General features: G+C 65.0%; 17 protein-coding genes. 7 read left to right on the top strand and 10 right to left on the bottom strand.

Annotated features, from left to right (window positions below; translation table 11 throughout):
- The first annotated feature begins 129 nt into the window (after nt 1-129).
- From ACVIGA_RS24040 to ACVIGA_RS24030, 3 genes are all read left to right on the top strand, one after another.
- Nucleotides 130-822 (top strand): alpha/beta hydrolase, encoded by a 693-nt coding sequence (locus tag ACVIGA_RS24040; protein ID WP_456668235.1) that lies wholly within the window; start codon nt 130-132, stop codon nt 820-822.
- Between the two features lie 166 nt (nt 823-988).
- A complete protein-coding gene (locus ACVIGA_RS24035) occupies nt 989-2,737 on the top strand; it encodes a flavin-containing monooxygenase (RefSeq protein ID WP_456668234.1) in 1,749 nt (582 codons plus the stop codon).
- A gap of 81 nt (nt 2,738-2,818) precedes the next feature.
- Nucleotides 2,819-3,763 (top strand): metallophosphoesterase, encoded by a 945-nt coding sequence (locus tag ACVIGA_RS24030; protein WP_456668233.1) that lies wholly within the window; start codon nt 2,819-2,821, stop codon nt 3,761-3,763.
- 23 nt (nt 3,764-3,786) lie between these two features.
- On the opposite strand, the gene ACVIGA_RS24025 is transcribed toward ACVIGA_RS24030, so the two are convergent.
- The 3 genes from ACVIGA_RS24025 to ACVIGA_RS24015 form a co-directional block, all read right to left on the bottom strand.
- Complete coding sequence (locus tag ACVIGA_RS24025; protein ID WP_456668232.1) at nt 3,787-5,049, bottom strand: S1C family serine protease; 1,263 nt, start codon at nt 5,047-5,049, stop codon at nt 3,787-3,789.
- Between the two features lie 202 nt (nt 5,050-5,251).
- Nucleotides 5,252-5,497, bottom strand: coding sequence for a hypothetical protein (locus ACVIGA_RS24020; protein ID WP_456670877.1), 246 nt, complete (start codon nt 5,495-5,497; stop codon nt 5,252-5,254).
- A 129-nt stretch (nt 5,498-5,626) separates the two neighbouring features.
- Nucleotides 5,627-6,640: a 1-aminocyclopropane-1-carboxylate deaminase gene (locus ACVIGA_RS24015; RefSeq protein WP_456668231.1), complete on the bottom strand. Its 1,014-nt coding sequence runs from the start codon at nt 6,638-6,640 to the stop codon at nt 5,627-5,629.
- 161 nt (nt 6,641-6,801) lie between these two features.
- Between ACVIGA_RS24015 and ACVIGA_RS24010 the strand changes: the two genes are divergently transcribed.
- Nucleotides 6,802-7,266, top strand: coding sequence for an Lrp/AsnC family transcriptional regulator (locus ACVIGA_RS24010; protein ID WP_456668230.1), 465 nt, complete (start codon nt 6,802-6,804; stop codon nt 7,264-7,266).
- Nucleotides 7,267-7,276: 10 nt separating this feature from the next.
- Here the strand turns inward: ACVIGA_RS24010 and ACVIGA_RS24005 are convergent, their stop codons facing one another.
- Complete coding sequence (locus ACVIGA_RS24005; RefSeq protein WP_456668229.1) at nt 7,277-7,519, bottom strand: hypothetical protein; 243 nt, start codon at nt 7,517-7,519, stop codon at nt 7,277-7,279.
- 295 nt (nt 7,520-7,814) lie between these two features.
- Here ACVIGA_RS24005 and ACVIGA_RS24000 point away from each other — a divergent pair, with 295 nt between their 5' ends.
- From ACVIGA_RS24000 to ACVIGA_RS23990, 3 genes are all read left to right on the top strand, one after another.
- A complete protein-coding gene (locus ACVIGA_RS24000; RefSeq protein WP_097676551.1) occupies nt 7,815-8,021 on the top strand; it encodes a hypothetical protein in 207 nt (68 codons plus the stop codon).
- 241 nt (nt 8,022-8,262) lie between these two features.
- Nucleotides 8,263-9,417, top strand: coding sequence for a LysM peptidoglycan-binding domain-containing protein (locus ACVIGA_RS23995; RefSeq protein ID WP_456668228.1), 1,155 nt, complete (start codon nt 8,263-8,265; stop codon nt 9,415-9,417).
- 67 nt (nt 9,418-9,484) lie between these two features.
- Nucleotides 9,485-10,288 (top strand): NAD-dependent protein deacetylase, encoded by an 804-nt coding sequence (locus tag ACVIGA_RS23990; protein WP_223974603.1) that lies wholly within the window; start codon nt 9,485-9,487, stop codon nt 10,286-10,288.
- 119 nt (nt 10,289-10,407) lie between these two features.
- Here the strand turns inward: ACVIGA_RS23990 and ACVIGA_RS23985 are convergent, their stop codons facing one another.
- The 6 genes from ACVIGA_RS23985 to ACVIGA_RS23960 form a co-directional block, all read right to left on the bottom strand.
- Complete coding sequence (locus ACVIGA_RS23985; RefSeq protein WP_456668227.1) at nt 10,408-10,704, bottom strand: hypothetical protein; 297 nt, start codon at nt 10,702-10,704, stop codon at nt 10,408-10,410.
- Nucleotides 10,701-10,979, bottom strand: a complete 279-nt coding sequence (gene minE / locus ACVIGA_RS23980) for a cell division topological specificity factor MinE (protein WP_050401856.1) — start codon at nt 10,977-10,979, stop codon at nt 10,701-10,703. The genes ACVIGA_RS23985 and minE overlap by 4 nt, the downstream gene beginning before the upstream one ends.
- Nucleotides 10,979-11,794: a septum site-determining protein MinD gene (gene minD / locus ACVIGA_RS23975; protein WP_223974601.1), complete on the bottom strand. Its 816-nt coding sequence runs from the start codon at nt 11,792-11,794 to the stop codon at nt 10,979-10,981. Before minD ends, minE begins: the two co-directional genes overlap by 1 nt.
- A gap of 21 nt (nt 11,795-11,815) precedes the next feature.
- Nucleotides 11,816-12,532, bottom strand: a complete 717-nt coding sequence (gene minC / locus ACVIGA_RS23970; protein ID WP_375778147.1) for a septum site-determining protein MinC — start codon at nt 12,530-12,532, stop codon at nt 11,816-11,818.
- 169 nt (nt 12,533-12,701) lie between these two features.
- The gene (locus ACVIGA_RS23965) at nt 12,702-12,953 is read right to left on the bottom strand and encodes a hypothetical protein (protein WP_456668226.1); all 252 of its coding nucleotides are present in this window, start codon (nt 12,951-12,953) and stop codon (nt 12,702-12,704) included.
- Between the two features lie 47 nt (nt 12,954-13,000).
- Nucleotides 13,001-13,717 carry a TetR/AcrR family transcriptional regulator gene (locus tag ACVIGA_RS23960; RefSeq protein WP_456668225.1) on the bottom strand — a complete coding sequence of 239 codons (717 nt, stop codon included), beginning with the start codon at nt 13,715-13,717 and terminating at the stop codon, nt 13,001-13,003.
- Between the last annotated feature and the right edge of the window lie 61 nt (nt 13,718-13,778).

Raw genomic sequence — 13,778 nt, 5'->3', positions numbered from 1 at the left:
GACTGCCTCGCCTCGGTGACGACAACGTCACATCGGCGCGGTGCCCCCGCGGTTTGTCTCGTTGACGGCAGCCAGGCACCCGCTCATCCTGACCGCGTTTCCTTAATTCATCCACCAGAGGAGCCGAGCATGAGCAGCAAGCCGACGATCGTTCTGGTTCACGGATTCTGGGGAGGTGCGGCGCACTGGAGCAAGGTGATCGTTGCGCTCACGCGCAAGGGGCACACTGGCCTGCAAGCGGTCGAGATGCCACTGACCTCGCTCGCCGACGACGCCGATCGCCTGCGCAAGATGGTCAAGCAGCAGAGCGGTCCGGTGCTGCTGGTCGGCCATTCCTATGGCGGCGCCGTCATCACCGAGGCCGGCGACCTGCCCAATGTCGCAGGTCTCGTCTATATCGCCGCCTTTGCTCCCGACGCCGGCGAGAGCCCCGGGGGCATCAGCCAGGCGCTTCCGCCGGCTGCGACCGCCAATCTTGCGCCCGACAGCGACGGTTATCTCTGGATCAAGCCCGACAAATTCCACGAGAGCTTCTGCCAGGACTTGCCTGCCGATGAAGCGCTGGTGATGGCGGTCACCCAGAAGGCGCCGCTTGCCAGCACCTTCGGAAACAACATCACCGCGCCGGCCTGGCGCAAGAAACCGGTCTGGTACCAGATTTCGAACGAAGACCGGATGATCAACCCCGACAATCAGAAGCGGATGTCGGAACGGATGAAGCCCCGCAAGGTCATCACGCTCGCTGCCGGCCACGCCTCGCTGGCCTCGAAGCCTGTCGAGGTGACCGCCTTCATCGACGAGGCCGCGACGAGTCTCGCCTGACGCAGCGCCCGGATACCGCAGCTATCGGCGCCGCGGCATAGGAGCCATACCCGGCGCGGCAGCGCATGCGCTTGCGGGCCGCGCCGCCCTCGCCCTAATCTTTCGGTCGTCGCGCCCAACGAGGCGTGACCAAGACTTAACGACAAGAGATAGGAAGAGACGGGCCATGGCTCAGGAGAGCACCGCGCGGAAGGCTGCGCGCCCTGCCGAAACTGGAACGTTCGACGCCGTCGTGATCGGCGCAGGGTTCGCCGGCCTGTACATGCTGCATCGGCTGCGCGGGCTCGGCTTCACCGCACGGGTCTATGAGGCCGGCGGCGGCGTCGGCGGCACCTGGTACTGGAACCGCTATCCTGGCGCGCGCTGCGACGTCGAGAGCCTGCAATACTCCTTCTCGTTCTCCGAGGAACTCGACCAGGACTGGAGCTGGTCGGAGAAATATTCTCCGCAGCCCGAAATTCTCGCTTACGCCAACCACGTCGCCGACCGCTTCGACCTGCGCGGCCAGATCGTGTTCGACACCCGCGTCACCGCGGCTACCTTCGACGAGACGGCGGGCAACTGGTCGATCGAAACCGATCGCGGCGACAAGGTCACTGCCAAATTCTGCATCATGGCGGTCGGCTGCCTGTCGGCGCCGAACCGCCCTGCTTTCCCCGGAATGGCGGATTTCCGCGGGCCGATCTATCACACCGGCGAATGGCCGCATGAGGGTGTCGACTTCACCGGCCTGCGCGTCGGCGTCATCGGCACCGGATCGTCCGCGATCCAGTCGATCCCGATCATCGCGCAGCAGGCGTCGGAGCTCACCGTGTTCCAGCGCACCGCGACCTGGTCGGTGCCGGCGTGGAACGAGCGGCTGTCGGCGGAGTATCTGAAGGAAGCCAAGGCGCATTATCCGGAGCTGCGCGCGAAGGCGCGTGCGCGCCCGACCGGGTTCTACTTCCTGTTCAACGCCCAGCCCGCATTGCAAGCAAGCGAGCACGAACGCGAGCGGCTCTATGAAGAAGCCTGGCAACGCGGCGGCCTGCCCTTCCTCGGCGCGTTCGGCGACCTCTTGTTCGAGAAGGCCGCCAACGACACCATCGCCGATTTCGCGCGCGAGAAGATCCGCGGCATCGTCGAGGATCCCGCCACCGCCGAGCTGCTGTCCCCTCGAAACGTGTTCGGCTGCAAGCGGCTCTGCGTCGATACCAACTACTTCGAGACCTACAATCTGCCGCATGTGAAGCTGGTCGACGTGTCGACGACACCGATCGAGCGCTTCACCACCGAGGGCATCGTGGTCGACGGCACCGAATACAAATTCGATGCGATCGTCTCCGCCACCGGCTTTGCCGCCATGACGGGCTCGTTCGACAAGATCGCGATTACCGGCCGCGGCGGGCAGACGCTCGCAGAAAAATGGCAGGCCGGCCCGCGCGCCTATCTCGGCCTCGCCTCGGAAGGATTTCCGAACCTGTTCATGATCACCGGGCCCGGCAGCCCGTCGGTGCTCGCGAGCATGATCCAGGCGATCGAGCAGCATGTCGACTGGCTGGCGGACTGCATCGGCCACATGCGCGACATCGGCGCAGGGACGATCGAGGCGGTGCGCGACGATGAGGACGCCTGGGTCGCCCATGTCAACGACGTCTCCACGGTCTCGCTGCGCTCGACCTGCAGCTCCTGGTATGTCGGCGCCAACATCCCGGGCCGTCCCCGCGTGTTCATGCCCTATATCGGCGGCTTCCCGATCTATGTGCAGAAATGCAATGAGGTGATGAATTCGGGCTATGACGGTTTCGTGCTGCAGGGTGCGCGCAAAGGCAACGCGCCGCCGCAGGTCCGCTTCACCGAGCGCTGGCAGGTGCCGCTCGACATCGAGGTGATCTCGCCGGCCGCGGTCGCCGCCAAGCGCGTCCCCATGGTCTGAACCTCAGCGGTATCCCGGCCGGGATTGCGCGTGATAGTGTCGTGCGGCGCGCGCTTCGCACCGCGGGCCCCACGGGGGACGATGGCCGACACGGCATTGCAGGGATTGGTCGAGCGGATCGGCGCGGATCACGTCGTGCGCCGGCTTGGAATCGAGGCCGCGCACGAGAAGCAGCTGTTCGGCCAGGGCACACTGCTATTCAACGTCGAGAACTGGAAGCTGGCGCCGTGGGTTATCGAGACCGCGCTCAAGCTGGCCGGCCTCCATGGCCGCGCGCGGCGCAACGCCGACCGGGTCGAGGTGCGGCGCAATCTGGTGACGTCGACGCGTCTGCCGGCGGCCTTCGACGGCTTCACCATCCTTCATCTCAGCGATCTCCATGCCGACATCAGCCAAGGCGCGATGCGGCATCTGACCGACATCGTCCGCACTATCGCCTGCGATATCTGCGTCCTCACCGGTGACTATCGCGGCAAGACGTTTGGCTCGTTCGAGACCAGCCTCGCGCTGGTGAAGGATCTCTGCGCGCGGATCAAGCTGCCGCTCTACGGCATCCTCGGCAATCACGACAGCATCCGCATGACGCCGGCGCTGGAGGCGATGGGCATCAGGATGCTGTTCAACGAGCAGGAGCCGATCACGCGCAACGGCGTGACGATCCATCTCGCCGGCATCGACGATGCGCATTTCTATCGCACCGACGACATTGCAAAGTCTGCCGCGGCGATCCCGCGCGATGCGTTCTCGATCCTGCTTGCGCATACGCCGGAGTCCTATCGCGAGGCGGCCGCGGCCGGCTTCGACCTGATGCTGAGCGGCCATACCCATGGTGGCCAGCTCTGCCTGCCCGGCGGCATCGCGATCAAGCTGGAGGCGCGGCTGCCGCGCAGGATGGGCCGGGGCGCCTGGCGCTTCCAGACGCTTGCCGGCTACACATCAACCGGCGCCGGCACCAGCCTGGCGCCGGTGCGGCTCAACTGCCCGGCCGAGATCACCGTGCATACGCTGCGGCGGCTCGGCGACTGACACCATAGACCGCCGCGCTGACATCAATTCCCCGGCTTCTTCGCGCCGGCAGCTTGTTCGTTCACCTTGCACGTGACCAGGAGCGTAAAGCCGCGCGCGGCCTTTGCGATCTCGGACGTCTCCCGCTTTGTCGCATCATGCCATTCGGCACTTTGGTACTGCACCGCGCTGTTGTCGAGGAAGTCACGCAACGCCCCGGTCTTGATCGCGAAGTTGATGTTCTCCGGGATGGTTCCTGTTGCCCGCGCGACCCTGACGGCGTCGAGCTTCGCGGCGACGACGCCGACCACACCACCGCCGAGATCGAACAGCGGTCCGCCACTGTTGCCCGGCTGCACCGCGGCGCTGATCTGCAGGAAGCGGGTGTCGTTAAGGATACCGCTCAGCGAAGAGACGATGCCCGTGGTCACGGTGAAATCGGACGTCAGCAGTCCGTGATAGGGATAACCGATCGCCACGACGCCATCGCCGACCAGAATGGCATTCTGCCTGATCTTGGCGACATCCTTGAACGGGGACGGCGCCTGCAGCAACGCGAGATCGTTGGTTTCATCGCTGGACACCAGCCGCAGTTTGGCCGGCGCCTCGCCGCTGAGGTTTCCGGTAATCTCGCTGCAACCGTCGACGACATGATGGTTGGTGACGACATGGCCGCCGCTGCTGACCACAAAGCCGGTCCCGGTTCCGGACTTCGCCTGCTTCTGTGGCGGCGGGTTCGGTGCAGCCTGCGGCGGCGCGGCCGCGGGCTTGGTCGCGACCGCGAATTCCCCGGCGCTGGCGACGCCATTCTTCTTCACCGAGACCACGCAGTTGAGCAGCGCCGGCAGCAATTGCGCGGTCTGATTGAGGTTGAACTGAAACAATTGTCCCTGCGCGAACGCCGTCATCTGGCGCGCCTTGCGGAACTGATTGATCAGCGCCGAATTCACCGGCATCTCGACATTCACGAGCTTCTCGCCGAGCGGCATGCCGTAGACATTGAACGCGGGTTGGCCGTCAAAGGTCAGCGCTAGCGGAAAGGCTTCGCCCGGTGTCAAACGCCAGCTGTCATGAGCCAAGCCCGGCCGCCAGCTGCCATTCGCAGCAACCGCCACCATGAAGAAGATGCCGCTCTGGTAGGTGCTCCCCGCCGAGCAATGCGTGAACGCGCCGCTCTTGTCGTCGGTGAAGGCGCCGCCCTTCCAATTGCCGACCGTGATCGAGCCGTAGGGACCGCGGGCGCTCGATGGAGTTGCGGACGCAAACAGCCACGCGGCCACCACGGCCGCCCAGATCGCAACTCTCATGACATGCACTCCCCAGCCACAACCCTTATAGGAGGCGAAGAAATTCATCCGCAAGTGGTGTGCGGCTTGGCCTTTGGTCGAGCGGCCACGCAATACCGCCGCGGATGAGGCAATCGCCACACCCTCTGGTTACAGATGGTATGTTCCTATTTTGTTCCTAAGATGTCAACCCGGACACATTCCTCGCCGAGCCGGGCGGACGCTATTGCGGCTCCCGAACCGAAGACTGCGCCGGCGGATTTGGATCGCTGAACCAATAGCGGGATGCGAAGGCATGCACGCCGACGCCGATCAGGAAGATGCCGGCATAGAGCTCGATCTCGCTGTTCATCGCCAGCAGGCGAGCGCGCGCCGTATGACCAAGGCTCTGGTAAGCCCAGAACCAATGCCCCACCGCAACGATGCCGACGCCGAGCGCGGCGATGGCTCGGCCGGCCGCATTCATCATCCTCACGCGAAGGTCTCCCGACTCGCCCGGCCTGGGCAGGATATCGGGAGAAGCTGACGCCGACCTGACATGGTAGTGGCGTAGCCCGGATGCAGCGAAGCGAAATCCGGGCTACGAAACGGGATCGCCTCAGCCGTTCCTGAACGCGTAGGCGTAGCCGTTGAGCGCCGGCGCGCCGCCGAGATGGGCGTAGAGCACCTTCGATCCGGCCGGGAAGTAACCCTTCTGCACCAGATCGATCATGCCCTGCATCGACTTCCCCTCGTAGACGGGGTCGGTGATCATGCCTTCCAGCCGAGCGCTGAGGCGGATCGCCGCCTTGGTTTCTTCCGACGGCACGCCATAGGCGGGATAGGCGTAGTCCTCGATCAGCACGACATCATCCTCGACGATGTCGCGGCCGAGTTCGACCAGTTTTGCGGTGTTCTGCGCAATCGACAGCACCTGCGCCTTGGTCTGCGCAGGTGTGAACGAACCGTCGATGCCGATCACGTTGCGCGCGCGCCCGTCGGCGGCGAAGCCGACCAGCATGCCGGCATGGGTCGAGCCGGTCACCGTGCAGACGACGATGTAGTCGAACTTGACGCCGAGCTGGCGCTCCTGCGCACGCACCTCTTCGGCGAAGCCGACATAGCCGAGCCCGCCATATTTGTGCACGGAAGCGCCGGCCGGAATCGCGTAGGGCTTGCCGCCCGCCGCCTTCACTTCCTCGATCGCCTGCTCCCAGCTCTTGCGGATGCCGATGTCGAAGCCGTCGTCGACCAGGCGCACATCCGCGCCCATCACGCGCGAGAGCAGGATGTTGCCGACGCGGTCGTAGACTGCGTCCTCATGCGGGACCCAGCTTTCCTGCACCAGCCGGCACTTCATCCCGATCTTGGCCGCGACCGCCGCAACCATGCGGGTGTGGTTGGACTGCACGCCGCCGATCGAGACCAGCGTGTCGGCATTGGAGGCGATCGCGTCGGGGATGATGTATTCGAGCTTGCGCAGCTTGTTGCCGCCGAAGGCTAAGCCCGAATTGCAATCCTCGCGCTTGGCATAGAGCTCGACCTTGCCGCCAAGATGCTTTGACAGCCGATCGAGCTTCTCGATGGCGGTCGGCCCGAAGGTGAGCGGGTAGCGCGCGAACTTCTCCAGCATGCTGGCATCCTCTTTGGTGATCTGGAACGGCCGCCAGAACTATCACTCCGGCTGCGAAAGGTGCTCTCTAACTCGACCCCCGTGATTACCGAAGATTGCCGAATTTCGTCACGATGATATCGTTTCTCTCACTATATTGGCCAATAGTGAGAGATTCTTCCATGTCCGCCCGACTCGACCGCATCGACCTCAAGATGTTGAGATTGCTGCAGAAGAACGGCCGGCTGAGCAACGCCGACCTGGCCGATCAGGTCGGCGTCAGCCCCGCCACCTGCCATCGCCGGACCCAGGCGCTGTTCGACGAGGGCTTTCTCAGCGGCGTTCGGGCCATGGTGGCGCCGCGCAAGGTCGGCATGGGCACGCTGGTGATGGTCGGCGTCGTGCTCGACCGCTCGACGCCGGAGAGCTTTGCGAGCTTCGAGCAGGCGGTGGCGAAACTCAAATGCGTGCTCGACTGTCACCTCGTCGCCGGCGACTTCGACTACTTCCTCAAGATCCGTGCCGGCGACATGGAGGATTTCAACCGCATCCATGGCGACCAGCTGATCGCGCTGCCGGGCGTGCGGCAGACCCGCACCTTCTTCGTGATGAAGGAGGTGGTGGACAATGCGGCGCTCGAGTTCTGAGTTCTGGCTCCTACTTCGAAGCCTTGTCGATCTTGTGCGCAAGATGGCCGGTCTGATGATCGCGACGGAGCTGGCTCAGCGAGGTCTCATTCAGCGCAGCCAGGACATCGCTCAGCTTCTCGGTCTCGGGATAACCCGCCGCGAAACCGGGCCCGTAAATCTTGCGCAGGGTGCGCAGCAGCGTGTTTCCGTGCTTGCCGCTGATTTCGCCGTCCTTGTTGGGATGCCGGTGGTCGAGGCCTGGCTTGCTCATGCTGCTCTCCCTTGTATCATTGGCCGGCAGCATCTGCCTGCGGCGATCAAATGGCAATTGAGGCCGCAAAACGGCCCGGAACCGTTCCAACGCTCTGACGCATCCTTCGTCGAAGGCGAGGTTTCGGTGGCTATTTGCCGCGGATTCGGTCAATGTGGCCAACGTGCTCCTGCGGACTCCGGAGAGGCCTGACGCGGCCTATCGAAGCAGCAAGTCGCGTCCATACGGGAAGCCACAGCTCCATTGCGTCACAGCACAGTCCTGCGTGAGCACCCCCAACTGCCGAGGTGGACAGATGTCATATGCCTACAAGCTGAATGAAGACGTTCGCCACCGGGCCCAGGGCCCGCAAGGTCGAGCCGAGGCCGATGAGCCGGCGGTCTACACCATCGTGCAACGCATGCCGATCGAAGCAGACGGGCGGCTTCGGTACCGGATCAGGAGCAAGGCCGGCAATATCGAGCGCGTGGTGACGGAAGAGCAGCTGTCGTATTCGCAGTAGGCAACGCAGCGCCGCCGAAAATCGGCGCAGGCCACCTGCCGCGGACCGTGAGCGAGCATCCCGGAGTGCAAGCGGGAAATCAACTCGGCCGTTGCAGCTCGGGCGAGCCGCCCGAGAGGAGTAGTACTTTCATTCGACTTGATGGGCCGCGCAAATCGGCGCAGTCTCTCCCGAACCTCCCCACAGGGCTGCAGGGTCGCCCGCGCGGCTGCGCGGGTAGATTCATCCGGGGATGACTGTCATGAACGTCACGGCGATGCGACTGGCCATACCGTTGCTGGCACTTGCGGCCGGCGGCACGGCTGCGTTCATCTTCGGCATTCACCAAACCCAGCAGATCCTGGGCGTGAGCACGCGGTTGATGGCGACAGCGCCAGCGGCTCCCGCGCAAGACCAGGACGCGGCAAAACAGGACAAGACTGCGCTGGCAAGGGCGCAGACCGAGACCGCGGCGCTGGCCAACGCGTTGGCAGGACCGTCGCCGACACCGGACGGCAACGCGGTGCCGGAATTCGACGTCGTCAACATCGAGCCGACCGGTGCGACCGTTGTCGCCGGCCGGGCGCTCCCCGGCGCGACGGTGGAATTGCTGCGCAATGGCGAAGTGCACGATCGCGCCGTCGCGGACAAGTCCGGCCAGTTCGTGATGGTGCCGCACCCGCTTCCGCCGGGAAACTACGACCTGACCCTGCGCATCACGCATGATGGCAAGCAGGTGACCTCCAAGCAGAGCGTAGCCGTGGCGCTCGATGCTGCGGCCAGCGAGCGGCCGATGGTGGCGCTGATGGCGCCGGACAAGCCGATCCGGGTGCTGTCGCAACCTGCGCCCACCTCACCGGCGTCCGGCAAGGTCGCTGTCGAGGCCGTCCAGGCCGAACCGGGCGGCAAGCTCCATGTCAGCGCTCAGGCAACTCCCGGCGCGACCGTCAGGCTCTATCTCAACGACAGCTTGATCACATCCGCGACGGCCGACGCGACTGGGCACCTCTCGGTCACGATCAACAAGGGCGTGACGACCGGCGACTATCGGATCCGGCTTGACGACGTCGACCTTGGCTCCGGCAAGGTCCGCGCGCGGGCCGAGGTGCCGTTCAACGTTCCGGACACGACGACGACCGCATCGATCCCGGTACCTGCAGCGGCGTCCGCGCGTACGGATGGGACCACGCCGCAGCTCGCGGCGGCAACCACCGCCGCAGTGAGCTCACCCTCCGCCGTGATCGTGCCGAAGATCGCCACGACCACCGTCGCGCGCGGCGACAGCCTGTGGCGGATCAGCCAGCGCGCATTGGGTGCCGGGCAGCGTTACGCGGTGATCTATCGGGCCAATTCGCGGCAGATCCGCAATCCCAATTTGATCTATCCCGGCCAGGTGTTCGTCATGCCTGCGCGTTGAGGTTGGCATTCCGCCAGCGGCGCAGCGGGTCTGGCGCACGCGCTTTCTCAGCACTAGATGTGCTGCCATGCAGCACCCCGCCCTCGAGGATTTCGTCGCCGGCCACCAGCGCCTGTTTGTCCTGACCGGGGCCGGCTGCAGCACCAATTCCGGCATTCCCGATTATCGCGACAGTGACGGCAACTGGAAGCGGACGCCGCCGGTGACGATCCAGGCATTTCTGGGTGAGGCGGCGACGCGCCAGCGCTACTGGGCGCGCAGCATGGTCGGCTGGCGGCGGTTCGGCCGCGCGGCGCCGAACGGTGCGCATCGCGCACTGGCGAAGCTCGAACAACAAGGCCGCTGCGAGCTGCTGCTGACCCAGAATGTTGACCGCCTGCACCAGGCCGCGGGCAGCCAGCGCGTGATCGACCTGCACGGCCGGCTCGATGTGGTGCGCTGCCTCGGCTGCGGCGCGACGATGCCGCGCGAGCAGTTTCAAGGCGAACTGGCGCGGCTGAATCCGGCCTGGCTCACGCTCGATGCCACTGACGCCCCCGACGGCGATGCCGATCTCGAGCAGGATTTTTCGTCATTCGTGGTGCCGGCCTGCGAGGCCTGCGGCGGCGTGCTGAAACCCGACGTGGTGTTCTTCGGCGAGAACGTACCGCGCGATACCGTCGCGGCGGCGCAGGCGCATCTCGAGCAAGCGGACGCTCTTCTGATCGTCGGCTCCTCGCTGATGGTCTATTCCGGCTTTCGCTTCGTCCGGATGGCAGAGCAGCGCGGCTTGCCGATCGCCGCCGTCAATCTCGGCCGCACCCGCGCCGACGAGCTGCTCACGCTCAAGGTCGAGGATAGTTGCGAGACCGCGCTGGCGTTTTTGCTGTAGCGCGCCGCTCTCTCCCCGTCATTGCGAGCGAAGCGAAGCAATCCATCGTGCCGCACACGTTGAAGCATGGATTGCTTCGTCGCTGCCGCTCCTCGCAATGACCGGACTTGGTGTCTCCGTCACGCGCGATGGCGCTGCGCCTTGGCCATCGGCATGTTGGCGTTCCAGTGCGTCCAGCTGACGCTGGCGAGGCTGCCGCGGTCCGTTGCCAACGGACGACGGGTCCGGCGTTCGTACTCGGCGATGCAGCGGCCGGACTCGCCGATCTTGCGCTGTAATTCGTCGATCGTCATCTGCGTCGCACGGCCGCAATTGGCCTTGCCGAGCTGATCGACCTCGATCGCCTTCAACGCCGCGCGCAGCTTCTTCAGCTGCGCGCGTTGCCAGGCGATGTGACTGTCGCTGTCTGCTGTCATGTGGCCGCCACCATCTTTGATCGTTGCACGCCGTTGGGAACCTCGATGTCGACTTCAAGCATCGAGACGAACTTGCCTCGGTCCATCTTGACCACGACCTTGTCGGGATCGACGTCGATATGCTTGGAGACCACGCCCAGGATTTCCGAGCGGAGCATCTCCAGAAGGTCCGGCGTGCCGGTCCGGCCACGCTCATGCGAAAGCAGGATCTGCAACCGCTCCCGCGCGACGGGCGCCGATGCAGAGCGGCCGCCGAACAGCCGCATTACGTTCATCATGCCGCCCTCCGTCGCAGCAGCCGGTCCATCAGCCCCTTGCGCTCGACCGGCACGGTCATCTCCACCGCCTCGCCCATTAGGCGCCGCACCGCGTCGGTATAGGCCCGCGCCGGCGCGCTGCTCGCAGCGTTCAGCGTGACCGGACAACCGACATTGGATGCGCGCAGCACGTCCTGGCTCTCCGGGACGATGCCGAGCAGCGGTGTGGCAAGGATTTCCAGGATGTCGTTGATCGACAGCATCTCGCCGCGCGCGGCGCGGGCGGCATCATAACGGGTGACCAAAAGATGCTTCTCGACCCGCTCGCCGCGCTCGGCGCGGGCCGTCTTGGAATCCAGCATGCCGATGATGCGGTCGGAATCGCGCACCGACGACACTTCCGGATTGGTGACGATGATGGCCTCGTCGGCATAGCGCATCGCGAGCGTCGCGCCGCGTTCGATGCCGGCCGGGCTGTCGCACAGGATCCAGTCGAACTTGGTCTTGAGGTCTGCGATCACGCGCTTGACCCCCTCTTCGGTCAGCGCGTCCTTGTCGCGGGTCTGCGACGCCGGCAGCAGCCAGAGATTTTCCATCCGCTTGTCGCGGATCAGAGCTTGCGGCAGCTTGGCGACGCCCTGCACCACGTTGATGAGGTCGAACACGACCCGACGTTCCGCGCCCATCACCAAATCGAGGTTCCGCAGGCCGACGTCGAAATCGATGACGACGACGTTCTGGCCCATTTGCGCGAGCGCCGCGCCAAGCGCGGCGGTTGAGGTCGTCTTGCCGACCCCGCCCTTCCCAGACGTCACGACCAATACCTTGGCCATTCTCTCTCTCCTTGTGGTCGATCAGTTCAAAGCTGTGATGCGCAGCATTTCGCCCTCGAGCCACGCCTGGGCGGGCCGGTTGCGCAAGCCGTCGTCGATTTCATCTGCGGTCTGGTAGTAGCCGTCGATGGCGAGCAGTTCGGCCTCGATCTTCTGGCAGAAGATGCGGGCGGCCGAATTGCCGTTGATGCCGGCCATCGCGCGGCCGCGCAGCGTGCCGTAGACATGGATCGAACCGCCCGCGACGATCTCGGCGCCGGAGCCGACCGAACCGAGCACGGTGACATCGCCCTCGGCAAACACGATCGACTGGCCGGAACGCACCGGGCTCTCGAGCAGCAGCGACGGCAGCTTGGTCTTGTCCTTGTCTTTGTTCTTTTCCTGCGCCGGCGGCGTCTTCGGCTCGACATGGGTGATCGCGCAGGCGCGGCCGCCGGTCAGAAGCGGCGGCAGGTTGGCGCCGAGCTTGGATTCGTCGACACCCTCGATGCCGAGGATGCGGATGTTGCGTTCAGCGAGGCTGCCGACCAGATGCGCGATCGCGGCCTGGCTGAGGTCGACCGCCGAGAGGTCCAGCACCACGGGCTTGCCGGCGAAGAAGCCCGGCGACTTCCCCAACGTCGCGTCGATCTCGGCGAGCCAGGACACGACCGGCACGACGGGCGAGAAAACGAACGCAACGTAGGAACGGCCGCGCATGCGGACCTGCTGACGTGCCACCTGTGGAGTTGCGTCCATCGCCTCTGACTCGGTTGTCTTGTCGAATGGTTAACAATCGGACCGCATGGTTAATCAAAGGTTAACGGAAGGGGGTGTTTTCACGGATTTGAGAGGACAGCTCCTCGGGCAACCGCTGTTGGCTGCGACCTGTTGCCTGGACGCATGATTCTGGAACCGGCGGCGCGGATCAACGCCGAGCTGTCGGCGATCGCTCGGCCTGCACCGATGCATCGAACACCGCGCGGCATGACGGGCTGAGCTGCTCGACTTGCGCGGCCATGCAGTCCCTGATCCGGCCGCGGTCCGGAATGTAGGCGCCGCACAGGCGGACCGCGTCGCCCATGCAGGCTTGACGCTGCATCGATTCGTTCGGTCCGGACTCGGCCAACGCGGGCGCAATCGTTGCGGCGAAAAGCACGATGGCAAGACGAAGTTTCATGGATCACTCTCTTACTGGCAGGTTGAAATGTTGGTCGAGACTGGATGTCACGACAGCGGCTTGCTGCCGTTGCCGGCGGCGGGTTCAGCGCCGGCTTGCGACGGCGGCAGGTGCAGAAGCGTTGCGATCGTCGTGTCGAGCAGCTCGGTCCACGCGGTCGCGGGATCGATCTCGGGCGCGATCCGACCGAGCAGCATCGGAAAGGACGGCGGCTGGTTGAGCGCGGCGTTGAGCAGCGCGAAGAACAGCGCCGGATGGCTGCTGCGGATGATGCCGGCATCGATGCCGGCCTGGAAAAGATCGCGCGCCGACTCATACGCCGGGCGCAACAGCTTCTCGGTTACCAGTGTGGCGCGCTCCGGGCTCTCGGCACCGCGACGAACCACGAAATTCCGGACATCCGGATAGGCGGCATAGAAGGTCGCGACCCGGATGATGAGCGCACGCAGCCTGTCGCCGAGTGAACGGCTCGCGTCGGCTGCGATCGCCTGCACCTCGGCCATCGCCGGTGTTGCGAGCACCGCGATGCGGTCGAGACAGGCCTCCCACAGCGCGGCCTTGTTGCCGAAATGCACGCGCACGAGATTCGGCGCGACGCCCGCCGCTGCCGCGACGCTGCGCAGGTCGGCGCCGTCGAACCCCTGGACCGCAAAGGCCTCGGTCGCGGCGATCAGCAGGGCCTGCCGGCCGTCCGGCATGTCCTTGTTGCGGCGTCCCTTGGGCCTGGCAGCCAACGTCGCCACCAATTTACTCGGATCAGTCATCGTCACTCTTATATGTACGATCGAACATATGAGACCATGATCCGGCTTTTCAAGGCGACGA

This window comes from Bradyrhizobium sp. USDA 3240 (genome assembly GCF_054063295.1).
This window is presented reverse-complemented; position numbering and strand designations above follow the sequence as displayed.